This is a genomic window from Sphingobacterium sp. ML3W, assembly GCF_000747525.1.
Classification (GTDB): domain Bacteria; phylum Bacteroidota; class Bacteroidia; order Sphingobacteriales; family Sphingobacteriaceae; genus Sphingobacterium.
In genome coordinates, this window is sequence record NZ_CP009278.1 from 2528074 (window position 1) to 2543270 (window position 15197).

The 15197-nt window shown below is 34.8% G+C and carries 11 protein-coding genes; 3 read left to right on the forward strand and 8 right to left on the reverse strand.

Annotation, left to right across the window (positions count from 1 at the left end; translation table 11 throughout):
- Nucleotides 1-134 precede the first annotated feature (134 nt).
- A complete protein-coding gene (locus tag KO02_RS10720) occupies nt 135-2348 on the forward strand; it encodes an NADP-dependent isocitrate dehydrogenase (protein ID WP_038698202.1) in 2214 nt (737 codons plus the stop codon).
- A 78-nt stretch (nt 2349-2426) separates the two neighbouring features.
- Here the strand turns inward: KO02_RS10720 and KO02_RS10725 are convergent, their stop codons facing one another.
- The 8 genes from KO02_RS10725 to KO02_RS10760 form a co-directional block, all read right to left on the reverse strand.
- Entirely contained in the window at nt 2427-2654 is a 228-nt protein-coding gene (locus KO02_RS10725; RefSeq protein ID WP_038698204.1) for a hypothetical protein, read from the reverse strand.
- An 81-nt stretch (nt 2655-2735) separates the two neighbouring features.
- Nucleotides 2736-3242, reverse strand: a complete 507-nt coding sequence (locus KO02_RS10730) for a MepB family protein (RefSeq protein WP_038698206.1) — start codon at nt 3240-3242, stop codon at nt 2736-2738.
- Between the two features lie 312 nt (nt 3243-3554).
- On the reverse strand, nt 3555-4820 hold the full coding sequence (locus tag KO02_RS10735) for a hypothetical protein (RefSeq protein WP_038698208.1): 1266 nt from the start codon (nt 4818-4820) through the stop codon (nt 3555-3557).
- 6 nt (nt 4821-4826) lie between these two features.
- On the reverse strand, nt 4827-6827 hold the full coding sequence (locus KO02_RS10740; RefSeq protein ID WP_038698210.1) for a hypothetical protein: 2001 nt from the start codon (nt 6825-6827) through the stop codon (nt 4827-4829).
- A 6-nt stretch (nt 6828-6833) separates the two neighbouring features.
- The gene (locus KO02_RS10745) at nt 6834-7517 is read right to left on the reverse strand and encodes a hypothetical protein (protein ID WP_038702518.1); all 684 of its coding nucleotides are present in this window, start codon (nt 7515-7517) and stop codon (nt 6834-6836) included.
- A gap of 178 nt (nt 7518-7695) precedes the next feature.
- Nucleotides 7696-8325 carry a response regulator transcription factor gene (locus tag KO02_RS10750; RefSeq protein ID WP_038698212.1) on the reverse strand — a complete coding sequence of 210 codons (630 nt, stop codon included), beginning with the start codon at nt 8323-8325 and terminating at the stop codon, nt 7696-7698.
- Nucleotides 8303-10579 (reverse strand): ATP-binding protein, encoded by a 2277-nt coding sequence (locus tag KO02_RS10755; protein ID WP_144243303.1) that lies wholly within the window; start codon nt 10577-10579, stop codon nt 8303-8305. Before KO02_RS10755 ends, KO02_RS10750 begins: the two co-directional genes overlap by 23 nt.
- A 719-nt stretch (nt 10580-11298) precedes the next feature.
- On the reverse strand, nt 11299-12810 hold the full coding sequence (locus KO02_RS10760) for an FMN-binding glutamate synthase family protein (protein WP_038698214.1): 1512 nt from the start codon (nt 12808-12810) through the stop codon (nt 11299-11301).
- Between the two features lie 557 nt (nt 12811-13367).
- Between KO02_RS10760 and KO02_RS10765 the strand changes: the two genes are divergently transcribed.
- Together KO02_RS10765 and KO02_RS10770 are read left to right on the forward strand one after the other, a co-directional pair.
- The gene (locus tag KO02_RS10765; protein WP_038698216.1) at nt 13368-13892 is read left to right on the forward strand and encodes a hypothetical protein; all 525 of its coding nucleotides are present in this window, start codon (nt 13368-13370) and stop codon (nt 13890-13892) included.
- Between the two features lie 209 nt (nt 13893-14101).
- A complete protein-coding gene (locus KO02_RS10770; protein ID WP_038698218.1) occupies nt 14102-15070 on the forward strand; it encodes an ROK family protein in 969 nt (322 codons plus the stop codon).
- Nucleotides 15071-15197: the final 127 nt, after the last annotated feature.

The window sequence follows — 15197 nt, forward strand, 5'->3', positions numbered from 1 at the left end:
AGCGTCATAATTCAACCTTTTGTGGCGATTTAAATTTCAATTTCTTATCTTTAGGCGAATTTTGAACCAGCCTAAGCGTTCGTTTTCAATTTCAATTTTGTTTAAGCAAATTAAAAGATTTCAATAAAAAAATTATGTCATCTAAAATCATTTACACCAAGACAGATGAAGCGCCATTATTGGCTACGTATTCATTCTTACCTATTGTACAAGCTTTCGCGAAAACTGCTGATATCGATGTTGAATTAAGAGACATTTCTCTTGCAGGTCGTATTTTAGCTAATTTTTCAGACGCATTAAAAGAGGATCAAAAAGTAGCTGATGCTTTAGCTGAATTAGGTCAGTTGGCCACAACTCCAGAAGCGAATATCATCAAATTACCAAATATTTCGGCATCTATTCCGCAGTTAAAAGGAGCAATTGCAGAATTGCAAGCTGCCGGATATGTTATTCCAAATTTCCCTGATAATCCAGAAACTGCAGAAGAACGTGCTGTAAAAGCAAATTATGCTAAAGTATTGGGGTCTGCTGTAAATCCAGTTTTACGTGAAGGAAACTCTGATCGACGTGCGCCTAAAGCAGTTAAGAATTATGCTAAAGCAAATCCACATTCGATGGGTGCTTGGTCGGCAGATTCAAAAACCCGTGTAGCATCAATGTCACATGGTGATTTTTATGAAACTGAAAAATCCGTTACAGTAGCAAACGAAGGTCAGTTTAAAATAGAATTCGTCAACGCTAGTGGTACTCCGACTGAATTGAAAGGTCTTGCTCCATTGAAAGCAGGTGAAGTCATAGATTCATCAGTATTGAGTTTATCTGCATTGAAAGGTTTCGTTGCAGATACTATTGCTGCTGCTAAAGCTGAAGGGGTTTTATTGTCAGCTCACTTGAAAGCGACGATGATGAAAGTTTCAGACCCAATTATCTTTGGTGCTATCGTAGAAGTTTATTTCAAAGATGTTTTTGCTAAATATGGTGAATTATTCAATTCTTTGGGAATTAATAAAAACAATGGTCTAGGTGAGGTATTTGCTAAGATTGCTGGGCATTCACAGGAAGCTGAAGTTAAAGCTGCGATTGAGTCTGCAATAGCTAACGGTCCAGATTTAGCTATGGTAAACTCCGATAAAGGGATTACAAATCTACACGTACCTTCAGATGTTATCGTTGATGCCTCGATGCCAGCTATGATCCGTACTTCGGGTCAGATGTGGAATAAAGAAGGAAAATCTCAAGATACAATTGCTATGATTCCAGATCGTTCTTACGCTGGTGTTTATGAAGCAACCATAGAGGATTGTAAAGAAAATGGTGCTTTAGACCCTACTACAATGGGCTCTGTTCCCAATGTTGGTTTGATGGCTCAAAAAGCTGAAGAATATGGTTCACATGATAAAACTTTCCAAGCTTCAGAAAATGGTACGATCAGAGTAGTTGACGCTGAAGGAAATGTTTTGATGGAACAAACCGTTGAAACAGGAGATATCTTCCGCATGTGTCAAACAAAAGACGCTCCCATCCAAGATTGGGTAAAACTAGCTGTTAACCGTGCTCGATTATCTGCAACACCAGCAGTATTCTGGTTAGATGAAAACCGTGCTCACGATAGAGAAATCATCAAGAAAGTAGAACAATATTTAGGGGATTTTGATACTAATGGATTAGATATTTTTGTGATGAATCCAGTAGAAGCAACTAAGTTCTCTTTAGATCGTATTCGTGAAGGTTTGGATACTATCTCTGTTACGGGTAATGTATTGCGTGATTACTTAACTGATTTGTTTCCAATTTTAGAAGTTGGTACCTCTGCAAAAATGCTTTCTATTGTTCCATTGATGAATGGTGGTGGTTTATTTGAGACAGGTGCTGGTGGTTCGGCTCCAAAACATATTGAACAATTCTTACATGAAGGTTACTTACGTTGGGATTCGTTAGGTGAATTTTTAGCTTTAGGTGCTTCATTAGAGCATTTATCACAAACACAAAATAATGCAGCTGCTTTGGTATTAGCAGAAACTTTGGATGTGGCTACAGAAAAATTCTTAGCGAATGATAAATCTCCAGCACGTAAAGTAGGTCAAATTGACAACCGTGGTTCTCATTATTACTTGACTGCTTATTGGGCGGAAGGATTGGCGACGCAAACAAAAGATGCTACTTTGGCAGCCAAATTTGCACCTTTAGCGAAAATGTTAATTGAAAATGAAGCTAAAATCAATGAAGAGTTGATTGCTGCTCAAGGTAAGGCACAAGACATTGGTGGTTACTACTTCCCTAATGATGCATTAGCAACAGCAGCAATGCGTCCTTCGGAAACTTTTAATAATGCAATTGCTTCTTTGTAGATTGCAAATTGTATTGTAAAAAAATGCTCCATTCTAATGAATGGAGCATTTTTTATTACTATGATAATCAATCTGCTATTAATTTTTGTTTTTGAGCAAGTTAATTTCTAGAAGTACTTGTTCTAGTGCTTCTTGTTTAACGATTCGAGTCTGATTAGATGGCTGGATCATCGCGAATTTTATATTCTCATCATCTACCTCTAACTTCTTTTGACTCCTTAAAAAAGGATGAAAACTTCCTTTTAGCGAACCATTATTTCTATGCCACGTAGCATGTTTCCCGTTGTTTTTATGAAATGGATGCATAATGATTGAATTATGTCTGTAATCGGTATATCCAATTTACATAAAATAATTGGATAATGTAAAGAAACAATTATTTATTGGTTACATCCCCAAAAGGCACTTTCCTTTTTTTACATCAATCTGATTTTCATTACTTAAATCTAGAAAATACAGTTTCTGCCAAGATTGCGTCTGTTGTGCTTGTTTGCTGATAGTCAAATCCCAATTTGGATATACTCTAAACCCACGTTTTCCTTCTTTTCCATGTCCAGATAAAACTCTTCTTTGAAATAGTATTTCCTTAGGGAAAATGAATAATCCCATCTTCTTATCGTTTCGTATTGCTATAATATAGAAATCAATATCATCATTAACATCGAAAGGAGCGATAATACCAGTTGACATTCGGTACCATAATGTTACAAATTGGCCTGCTTTTTTTGGTGTTATTTTAGCGCTCCTATATTTATATTTATACTTGCCCAGGTCAAAATTATGAGCAGCATATGCTTGGCTTTCTTTTTCTGGCAGTAAATTCGTTAGCGGTAAGCCACAGATTTGGAATAAATACTTAGCGATATGTTGTAGTTCTATTTTGGAATTTGCCAATTTAAGGTATGCTTAAAGTTGAGTAATATTATTTTGAGCGTAAGATTCTATAATTTTTATAGAAGCCATTATAATAAGGTGCTTTGTATATCTAAGGGAATGAAATTATTCATATTTTTGATAGACTTCTACTTCAGACATTATTATTTTTCACTCTAATTTTAATGAAATAAACATAAATATAGCAACTCTTATTTGATGGGCTTATATCCATATTAAAAAAATAGATTAAGGTAACGTAATTGGTAGGATAGTGGTATTTAAGGTTGTGCATTACAAAGCCTTAAATACCACATATGTATAAATTGTGTTTTAATAGTTTATTTGTCCTTGAATGGATAAGCTATTTTTATTTTGGATTATAGTACTTACTTCGACTTTAACCTGATTAGCTTTTAACTTGTCAAAAGGCTCGACAAGCCAAGTGTCAGGCCATTTTCCAAAATTGATATAAAGATAAAATGGATAGGGTGTTTCTTCGATTTTAACAAGATTGGGAGTACTTTGTGAGGTTGTATTTAGTAAAAAGCCGCTTTTTCGCTGTTTGTAAAATTTATAAAACATTGCTGTTGGAAGAGATTCCGCTAATGCATTATTATCTATCCAAGCATGCGCGATATAAGGCACATTGATTTCATTTATTTTCTTTTCTTCTATTGGATTGAAATCATCATCATAGCTATATGTAATTAAGGTATCCCGCTGTATCGTTACATCTGATTTAACCTGCAAATCAAAATAGTTAGCATAAGCATTTTGCAATTGCAGTTGATCAAGGCCTGTGTATTTATGCATTAAATCAGCAAGTAATGGCATATCATCTAAAGATAACATGGTCCAGAAAGTCATAGCTTGATTTGTCGTGTCCATTGCTCTAACTGGAAACTTTTTATCTAAATCTTGAGAAATTAGCCACTCACCTGTGATATCTATTTTATGCTTCGCAATAGATGCTTCTAGTTTAAACTTTTTATCTTTTTGTATATAGCTGATGTGCTTATTTGAATGAATATTTTTAAATTCTGGAAAGGAATCTATTTGAACCCAAGTGTTGGGTTGTTTTAAAAGTAAATGAAGATCCTCAAACCCACTATTTCTTTCCCTATCAATTTTGTAAATAAGGTTATTCCGATCAAATATTACTTTGATATGGTTATTAACACTAACACGCACTACTCCCTGTTCCTTATCCAAGAAACTGATTCCGTTGGGATAGCGATTTGCAAAAAAAGAAAAGCACTCATCATAGTTCTTTAATGCTAATATTCCGTAAAATTGAGGAGCTCGGTCTGTCATACTGAATAAATAAATGCGGGCCGGAATTTCAATACCAGCATGCCAAAATAAGCCAGTTATCCAACTTTCATCAACAGCTGTGTCTACGGACTTGCCCGACCAAGGATTAAAACTGGATAGATTGTCCAATATTAAATCATCAACAGCAATGGAGAATATATGTGTACTTTCTTTGCTCACATATTGTTTTTCAATGTTGTTTTTTCGGATAATGTAGTATGTCCAGACCGTAGCTGAAAGTAAGAGCACAATAGAACATATGATAATTACTATTCTTTTCATGGGCGATTAGTTCATGACATTATTATTCAAGTTTTCAATGATATGCTTCAATAGGTATTGAAGTGCATTTTTATCTTTTTTAGGTAATGATATCGACATCTCTCCAGAGAACCTGTTTTTAATCAACTTACTTGATTTGATTTGAAGATTACCATATCCAGCAAGGTCTTGTAAAGTTTGTTCCCTAGATTCTGTTATTGGAATTTCTAGTTGATTGACAACCTCAGGTATGGCAGAAGTTTTTACGACAAAATTAAATGGATGTGCAAGTAAATCCTTTTTCACACTTGCATTTCTGTTAGTTTTAAAACGATTCTGTTGAATAGCAGTTAATTGTTCGACATCGCTTCCAACAAACACGATATTATTTTTGAAAAGGATATAGATTGGTTCTAGTTTTTTCTGTGGTGCGATTTTATATATGCCATCCTCCAATGTTACTTCCTGTTTTTTGACCGCAAATTCCAGTATTTTTTTATACAGACGTTGATCTTCAGAAGTGAACATCCATAAAAAGTTGGGTACAAATTCTTCTTTTGTTTTGGTAACCTCTTCATAGTTGTAATCATCATCATATTCGTAAGAGACATATTCTTTTGTTACTTTTTGTAGATCGTTGAGAAAAAACACGTTGTCGCCTCTCATCACTTTTCCGATAGCTTTTTCGTCTAACCCAATCTCTAAAGCAGTGGCTGCTATCGTCAAAACATCTGCATATTCCCCAGCTAAAGGAGCATACCATCGCGAAATCAATGCTGGTAATTGTTTCAAATAACCTTCCGTACTCATGTTCACAGAGGCGTAAGCCAAGTAGTTCTCAGGAATATATTGCGCAAATTTTTTATTGGTTCTGTTGCTATATAATGCCTTGAAAACTTTCTCCATTTCAGCGTCAACACCTATAGAACCCGTAAGTTTTAGCGTATATTGATCTTGAATCAAATCAAAAATAGCGTCATTATAGCCATATTTCATATTCTCAATGTCAACACCATAAGCCATTTTTAAAATATCATAGGGAAGGGCATTTTGATATAATTCATCTAGATTAGGTATCCAGAGACGTAATAGGTGTTTTTTATCGGTTAATTTAAGTGCTTTATTCTTGCCTAAGTTTTCTTTAGGGTCTAAATAATCATTAAAGCCTGCTGTTAACCAATCAGCTAATAATTTATTTTTGATGGAGTCATTTTTTGCTTCTCGTGCTTGATTTAATAAGTAAAGGGAGTCAGATTCTAAATCGTAGTCTTCCACATCGGTTGTATCGCTATCATATTCCCATTCATCAATATCAATACTTGATAAAGTATCAGGAAATACATCTTCGGCTTCAACATATACAGCTTCTTCCTCGGCTTCGGCCGTAGCTACTATAAGTGAATCTGGTATTGAATTTTCTTCTTCTATATCTATTTCTTCTTCATCCCAGCTGTTAGCGGCTGCATCAAGTGTTTCATTGTATGTCCAGTCTAATGTATTGTATAATCCCAAGTCTAAACCATAACGTTCTGCGATTTCTTTCGTTTGGAAATAGCTTGTATTTAGCTCTCCAATTAAAATAAATAAGCTTTCTTTATTCCATGCAACTTGCATTTTATGATCTTTTGAAACTCTTCTTTCATAGTTATTATAAATCGGAAGAGATTCAAATTTCGAGAACATATGCTCCTTAACTTGATGATTTTCTTTTAAAGGGATTAATATTCCGATATAGTTTAGGCTATCTGTAGTTGACCGATATACGTAAGCTTGCTTATCAAGATTAAAATCCAATTGCATCAGGTTTTTGATTGGATAGTTAATATCATTGCTCGTGTTTTCAAATGCACCTAGTTTAATTAATGTTTCATTTAACAACTCGATAGAGCTATTTTCAACTATAGCTTTATTATTAATGGTAAAAACAAATTGTGCTTGAGCAGGTATCATACTGGTCAAATCTTGTGCTGTAGCTTGCAGACTTGCAAATGCAACACATGCAAATAATGGAACGTGTTTTATATTCATGTTTTATTAATTATTTAGGGTAATGGTATTTGCCAGTGATGCCTTTCCACTGATCAAATCTGTTGCTTTTAATTTGAGTAGTACAGCTTTGGATGTACTTGATATTTTTGCAGATATGTGCTGTTGCGATTTAATTTTTTTATCAAATCTGATGATTTGTGTGTAATAGGCATCGTCAAAATATTTTTTATCAGTTTCTGAAATTTTGACATACTCTTTATTTAAAGATGGCGAGTAGGTGTAGGATCTGGTAAAAACTCCCGTTTTTGTATTAAAAGCATAACTATTGTTATTTCCTAAAGCGCTTTTGAAATAAGTGCCAATAGCTTTACTAAAATTATTTAGGGCATTGATCGTTTCAAATGAACAAGATACTGTTGCGATATAATTATTGAAATCAAGACTATATTGTACTTGACTAATACCCTCAGTATTCTTTAAGATTCTACTCATCGTTTCCGCTTCACTCTTTATTTTTTCTTTTGTTGGAATTGTGATGCCATTTATACTTTTAAGTTTCATTAAAGAGGCTACCTTCGTACTACTTTTACTGAAGTTTAGTGTTGCTTTAATATGACCCGAACCATTACTATTCATATTTATATCCTCGATAAAGTCAAAGCATCCAGTAAGTAAAAAACTGCTGCAGATTATACTTAATAGCAGTGATATGGATTTCAGCTTTCTCATTTTTAATTTCATTATGTCTCTATTTAGTTTTTTTCATGTTATTTTACGATAAGGTTCACCGAGGATTTACCCTCTCTGAAATCCATTCACTACCTAACTTTAGGAATGAAAAACAAAGTTAATGAATAGGGAAGCGTACACCCATCCCCGAAAGTAGGGGTTTTGTTTATACACCAAGCTATTTACGAATTAGACCATATTCCAATGCTAATTTGATGGTTGAACTCAAATTCTTAGCACCAAATTTCTCAATGAGATTCTTACGATGGCTTTCCACAGTATGCGGGCTTATAAATAATTTTTCAGCTATTTGGGAGGTTGTTAAGCCCGATGCAGCTTCAGTCAATACTTCTTTTTCTCTTCTTGTCAATTTTGGGACACTATTTAAGCCATCTTTAGCCTTTTTATCCACGATGCTTTGTGTTTGGGAGCAAAGAAACTTGTTACCTTTTAATATTTGTTCAACACCAGTAATAATTTCGTCCACAGAAGCATTTTTTTGAATGTAACCGTGAGCACCTTCTTGCAGTACACTGTTGATTACAGCATATTCGTTATGTACACTAATGATAATGATACGCATATTAGGATACTTTAGTTTCAAAGGTTTTATGAGCTCAATGCTATTTGCATCAGGGAGGTTGATATCTAATAGGAGTATATCAATATTCGTATTTGACAACGCTACATGCATAGTTGAAGCGTCGGGATAACAACCAACTACTTCAAAGAAATCTTCTTTTGATAATATATTTTTTAGTCCCTCTAGTAGTAGGGGATGATCGTCAGTAATCGCAATTTTTATCATGTAATATTTTTTTGAATATGAATTCTACACTTGTTCCAACTTGTTTTTCAGATTGTATGCTGAATTTTCCTTTTAAAAAATCGACTCGAGATTGAATATTATACAAACCAGCTGAATTGTTTCCTTTAATCTGATGAATATCAAATCCATCACCATCATCTTCGACAGTAATGCTATAGTGATCGGTTTCTTCTACAACTTGTATTATAATCTGCTTTGGCGAGGCATGTTTAATGGCGTTGTTGACAAGTTCTTGAATAATACGATAAACTAGGAGCTGTCTGTCTTTTTCTAAATCACTTTTATAATGCAAGAATTGTACATCAATATCTAATTGATCATTTGACATACGCCTCGCATAATCTTGAAGAGCTTCTTGTAAGCCATACCTGTTTAGCAATTCTGGCATCAGATTATGAGCTACACGACGGAGTTCTTCTACAGCTGTATCCAGTTTCTCTATGGATTTTTGCATGTTATTTTTGGCTGGTGAAGCTACCTGATCAGTCAATTGCGATAAGCTAATTTTGGTACTTGATAGTAAGCCTCTCAGACCATCATGAAGATCACGTGCCAATCTGCCTCGTTCTTGTTCTTGTCCTGATAACATGGCGGTCAGTGTGGCGATTTTCGCATTCTGCCTTTCTTTATCTAAAGTCGCGTTATAAAGTTCTTTATTTTGACGAAGTCTTTTAGAACGTTGTTTATAGGCATAGAGCAGGAGCATCAAGGCCAGCAAGAATACTAAAATTAGACTGATATAGTATTTGTTTATCTTTTCTTTATAAGATATTTCGTTTTTATAATTCAGAATATCTTGCGCACGACTCTGCGTTTCTAATCTTGATAATTTGAGTTCTTGTGTTCTTTTTTCCGATTCTAATTGCGTTAGCTCCAGCTGTTTTCTTTGATTTTCTTCATGCAATTTCAAATTTTCCAACTCCTGTTTTTGTTGTAAACTGATGGTCTGCATGAGACTTATTTGTTGCTCTTTTTTATCAGCTTCTAACTGCATGGTAATGAGCTGTTGTTGTTGTCTTTCCTTGTCAAATTGTGCTTCCAGTCTTCTTCCCAATTCCAGTTGTTCTTGATTGTATATGGATTTAAATGTTTCCATATAAGCCTTATAGTAGCGAATTGCCTCAGGTAGATTTTTCTCTGATTCAGCAATTTCGGAAAGACTTTCATAAATACTGAGAATTATATTTTCATCAGGAACACTACTTTTAGAAACTTCTGTTAAAGCAGCAAGCAAATATTCTTTTGCACGGTCGGGTTTGCCATCTTTAATCGCTAATTCTGCCATGATGCCATATGAAGAAGCTACATGCGTATATTGTTGAGTCGCTAATCCTTGCTTTCTAGCGAGTTCGGCATAATAAAGCACTTTATTTTGATAACTATTTGGGAAATAGCTAAAATAAAGATGTGCTAAATTGTTAGCTACAAAAGAAAGGTTTGAAGGGAAGGGAATCTTACTTTTATTTTTATCATAAGTATTGATAGCTTGCAAATAATATTTTTCAGCCAGATTGCGCACGTCCTGCTTGCTCTCGTCTTTCATATATTGCTGTTCGTACATATAACCCATAAGCATATAGGCATCAAAAATAGCAATTGGATCATTTTGTTTAATGGCTAAATCTAAAGCGAGCAAGCTATATTTTTCCTGTAATTGGTGTTCATTCCAATTGGCGTAGACTGAGGTTAGTTCCTTATAGGTTGTCGATTTGCGACCATTCAGTGTTGGCGATGGAGGAGCTTTGTCGAAATAGGTAATCGCACGTAAGAAACTTCTTACAGCTTCGCCCTCTTTATTGTTTCGTACATGAAGCCAGCCTTCACAATAATTAATGTAGCCTTTTATTTCTATATCTTTTGAATTGTCTGCATATGCTTTTGCTTTTTCCAAGCTGGTATCAGAGTCCTTCAGTCGTTCAGCTATTCGGTTATTCATAGCTGAGATGGCATACAGGTTGGCAGCATATTTGCCATCTTTTAGAAGAAGTGCAACCTGCAAGTTTTCATCAAGTATTTGAGCAGCTTTCTCTTCTTGTTGATTGAAAAATAAAGCCGTTATATATTTACCGGCCACGTAGAGCCTATCAGGATTTGTTATAGCAATGTTTTCGTACTGAAGTTTTAGATTATTTAATACTTCTTGCGCAGAAGTGTGATGCATCAAAACACAAAAACTGAGGGTGACAAAAATATGTCTTAACTTATGCTTGAAACTAATCTTATTTTTGCTCATCGGTATTCCTTATGAATCTGTATTTAGGAGACTAAGATATCACTTTTCATAAACACTGAAGGAATTTTTAATGAATATAATGACCGTTTAATGGCTCTTAAGTAAAGAAAAATCCCATAATCAAATAGTTGAACAAGAAGCGCTTTAAGTTTTAATCAGCTTCTAAATCAACCACTTTTTGATTTTTCGTGCCTATATAATAACACGCTTCGTTTCTTTTATCTTCTGAGACTAAAGCAATACCAATTTCAAAAAGTATCTCTTAAGTAAGGGTATTATTTTTTTTTTAACTCATTGATATCAACATATTTTCCATTTTCTGTCTTTGGAAAGTAATTCCATAATCAATCCTAAACATTTTTTTATTGTACTATTGCTGAAAGTATTATGAAGTATATTGTGGCAAGTGCGTACGTTAGCTTCTTCATGATATTAAAGTCATATTACAAAGATGCCATTTCTAACGCATCAATTTTATCCCTGAAACTAGTGATTTTGCGTATTTATAATAAGATTACTAAAATGGTATCCATAAAAATGGGGACATGATAAAAGACGTACTTAATATTTTTTGGTTTATTTTATTCAGTTACAGATGCATAACAATTTTTTCACGGATTGATTTGGATAGAAAAGAAATACAAATTTTGATTTCAAATTTATGGAGTAGTCTTTAAACGGATTTTCCATCTTGTAAACCTTTAAATGAATATGCTTTATTATTTGATAAATGCACCTTCAGGAATAGATGGATAGATTTCTTCAAAAGAACGATGTTTGTTATTTTGTCTTTTATGGATTAACGATCTGTTGAGATGTTTCAAGTTAGGGCTACCGGATGCTGCAAGTAAGTCTAAAAAATCTTTTAATATTTCTTCGTGATAATTTTTCACGCGTTTCCATTTTTCCTCCACAACCAATCCATTCACTAATCTCGCATCATTCGTTGCTACACCAGAAGGGCAGGTGTTTGTGTGGCATTTAAGGGCCTGTATACATCCTAAAGCCAGCATCATACCTCGAGCAGAATTGCAAACATCTGCTCCTATACAAAGCGCTTTAAAGATGTCAAAAGCTGTGAATATTTTAGTGGCAGTGATAATCTTAATATCTTTTTTTAAATCAAATCCGCGAAGTGTATCGACGGCAAATACCAACGCTTCCTCCCAAGGCATGCCAACGGCATTCGAAAAATCAATAGGAGCTGCACCTGTGCCACCTTCAGCACCGTCGATGGTGATAAAATCAGGCTTTATTCCTGTTTCCAAAATAGCTAAGCAGATGTCTATAAATTCCTTTTTACTACCGATTGCAAGTTTAAATCCGATTGGTTTACCTGCTGATAACTCTCGCAGTTGCTGTATAAAATCAAGAAGTCCTTTGGCGTCGTGGAAAGCTGTATGGCTTGGAGGAGAAATGACCGCAGTATGGGGCTTGACACCTCTGATTGCTGCAATTTCGTCATTGTTTTTAGATGCAGGCAACACACCTCCATGACCCGGTTTGGCTCCTTGTGAAAGTTTAATCGCAATCATTTTGACCTCAGGTCGATTTCCATTTATTTGAAATTTCTCTGGAGAAAAGAAGCCATCTTCGGTACGACAACCAAAATAGCCCGTTCCTATTTCGAAGACAAGATCTCCTCCCATGAGATGATAGTTTGAAATACCACCTTCCCCTGTATCGTGAAAGAAACTTCCAGCTTTTGCTCCTCGATTTAAAGCCATGATTGCATTTTTACTTAAAGCACCAAAACTCATGGCCGAAATATTAAAAATACTAGCAGAGTAGGGCTGTTGACAACCTTTAGAGCCTATGATTTCTCGAGGTGGGCTTGGCAATTTGGGAGCAGCATAAATACTATGTTGCATCCAACTATAGTTTTCTTGATTGACGTCAAGCTCCGTCCCGAACGGATGATTTTCATTTTCTTTTTTCGCTCTTGAATAAATATAATCGCGATGATTGCGATCTATCGGTTTACCGTCAGTTCCTGATTCGACAAAATATTGATGTAGTTCTGGACCAATCGCCTCTAAAAGAAAACGCATGTGACCAATAACAGGATAGTTACGCAGTATGGCATGTTTCGTTTGCGTAAGGTCATATATTCCAATAAGTAATATCGCTAAACCTATGCCAATTAAACCCCAAAATGGCCATGTAAATACAATGAAAATAATCAAGAATAGCACTATTAGTGTACTTGTAAATCTGACAACTTCTCTCATGTTTGTGAATTAGGTTATTAAAATTTCTTTATTATATTAAAACCCCACTTTGACAGTTTTTGTTTCTTTTATTTCCAACCACCTCCTAATGCCGAATATATTTGGACTACAGCTTGTAGCTGTTACAATTTGTCATTGACTGCGTTGTGTTTCGCATTTAATAGATTTTGTTCAGAGGTAAGGACATCTGTGTAATTTGTTGTACTCGTATATTTAAGTAATTCTTTCGTAAAATGCACTGCTTTCTCCAAGTTGATTATTTGTGATTTCCGAGAAGAAGAATTTTCATTTGATAGCTTGGGTGGTTTGCGCTGGTAAAATAGTAATCGATGAAAGTAAGAAAGCACAGGAGTAAAATCCTAACCATTAAAACAATATTGGAATAAACAAAGGAAATCTATTTAAGATGTCTTTGTGTTTACAGGCTCATTTTATCAAGTATAATGTGTCGGATCTTCAGTTGTAAAATTTTCTTGTCATAAGACAAGCATATTTGGGACTCTATTTCTTTAATTTTGATACTTAGAATATAAATAAACTGTTGTAAATCAATAAATATGGATAAATCTAAATCAACTAAATTAGCGGCAATTATTCCAGCTTACCGCATGCATACCCAGAACTTTTTAAGTTTGCTTGATGGAATTTCAGAAATTGATGCCAGGAAGAGAATAGATGGACGAACTAATCATATTATTTGGATGGCAGGCAACTTTGTCAATGTGCGATATGCAATAGCTCATCTTCTAGACCTGAATGAAGTAGATCCTTATCAGGATTTGTTTTATATGGGTAAGTCATTGGATGAACAATTTAAATATCCAAATCTAATCGATTTAACAAAAAATCTTCACTTCATATCCCCCAAAGTTTACCAAGGTCTATTGGATATCCATGACGAGCAATTATCAGAGCTTTTTCCGATCGGTATGAATATTCCATTCATTCACGAAGATAAGCTCAATTTTATTGGCATGTGCATTGGAAGACAAGATTATCTTTGCGGACAGATGGCACTCATGAGACGCATACTAGACTATCCTGCGATGAATTATGGTGTAGATGAAAAGATCGGATATTAATATGGATCCACATGTAGCACAAGATTTTGACGTAACAAGAAATGATCTGTATCACGAAATTTGGAGGAAACCCTTACTTTTCATACATGGTTCTGGAGGTTAGATACGGGAGGACTTTTTAAGTTAATTCTTAATATTAACTAATATTAAATAGCATATTTTATATTTTTTTTTATAGTTTTAGCGCTTTAGAATATTTAAATACAGAAATGGCGTTAACAAACTTATCAAGACATGTCGCTCTTGGAATTGATATTGGCGGGACGAATACTAAATTTGGAATAGTAAACCATCGTGGTGAAGTTCTGGAAAAAGGTAATTTACGTACGGATGAATATAAAAAGGTAGAAGAGTTCATTGATGCTTTACATGAAAAAGTAAATCCATTAATTGAAAAATATGGAAGCGTTAATAATTTTGATGGTATAGGAGTTGGAGTACCAAATGGTAATTATTATACAGGGACTGTAGAACAAGCTGCCAATTTACCATGGAAGGGGGTAATTCCTTTTGCCGAGATGATTGAAAGCAAATTTGGGTTAAAATGTGTCATAACTAATGATGCAAATGCTGCGGCTTTGGGCGAAATGCTATTTGGAGCAGCTCGGGGAATGAAAGATTTTATTATGATAACATTAGGTACAGGGGTTGGTAGCGGAATAGTCGCCAATGGGAATGTAGTTTATGGTCATGATGGGTTTGCTGGTGAATTGGGGCATACAATAGTGAAGCCAGGAGGGAGAAAGCATTGGAGTACAGGATCTGAAGGAAGTTTAGAGGCTTACGCATCTGCAACAGGAATTGCTATCACGGCAAAGAAAATGAGGGCAGAGTTTCCGAGCTCTATGCTTAATGAATACCCTGAAGACGAGATCAACTCCAAAACAGTTCATGAGTGTGCTCTAAAAGGTGATCCAATTGCTATTGAAGTATTTCGCTATACAGGACAAAAGCTTGGGGAAGCTTTGGCTAACTTTGTGATGTTTTCATCTCCAGAAGCTATTCTGTTGTTTGGTGGAGTTATACAAGCTGGGGACTTTATATTAAAACCTGCTAAACTACATATGGAAAGGAATCTTTTTCCAATTTTTAGAGATAAAGTTAGATTGGTTTTTAGTGAACTACCTGAAGCCGATGCGGCAATTCTTGGTGCAAGCGCGTTGGTCTGGGAGCAATAACCACGACTTTTTCGATCATATTATCTATCCGACCTACAATTTAACCATAGCTATGGTTAAATTGTAGGTCGGATTTCTGCTGTACTTTTCTCTGTAATTAACTTCGCTATGTTATCCTGAAAGTTAA

Bases quoted from the DNA above. Each gene is read 5' to 3' on its own strand.
- KO02_RS10725 (WP_038698204.1), bottom strand. From the start codon at position 2,654: ATGCATCCATTTCATAAAAACAACGGGAAACATGCTACGTGGCATAGA.
- KO02_RS10735 (WP_038698208.1), bottom strand. From the start codon at position 4,820: ATGAAAAGAATAGTAATTATCATATGTTCTATTGTGCTCTTACTTTCA.
- KO02_RS10760 (WP_038698214.1), bottom strand. From the start codon at position 12,810: ATGAGAGAAGTTGTCAGATTTACAAGTACACTAATAGTGCTATTCTTG.
- KO02_RS10750 (WP_038698212.1), bottom strand. From the start codon at position 8,325: ATGATAAAAATTGCGATTACTGACGATCATCCCCTACTACTAGAGGGA.
- KO02_RS10765 (WP_038698216.1), top strand. From the start codon at position 13,368: ATGGATAAATCTAAATCAACTAAATTAGCGGCAATTATTCCAGCTTAC.
- KO02_RS10720 (WP_038698202.1), top strand. From the start codon at position 135: ATGTCATCTAAAATCATTTACACCAAGACAGATGAAGCGCCATTATTG.
- KO02_RS10745 (WP_038702518.1), bottom strand. From the start codon at position 7,517: ATGAGAAAGCTGAAATCCATATCACTGCTATTAAGTATAATCTGCAGC.
- KO02_RS10755 (WP_144243303.1), bottom strand. From the start codon at position 10,579: ATGAGCAAAAATAAGATTAGTTTCAAGCATAAGTTAAGACATATTTTT.
- KO02_RS10740 (WP_038698210.1), bottom strand. From the start codon at position 6,827: ATGAATATAAAACACGTTCCATTATTTGCATGTGTTGCATTTGCAAGT.
- KO02_RS10770 (WP_038698218.1), top strand. From the start codon at position 14,102: ATGGCGTTAACAAACTTATCAAGACATGTCGCTCTTGGAATTGATATT.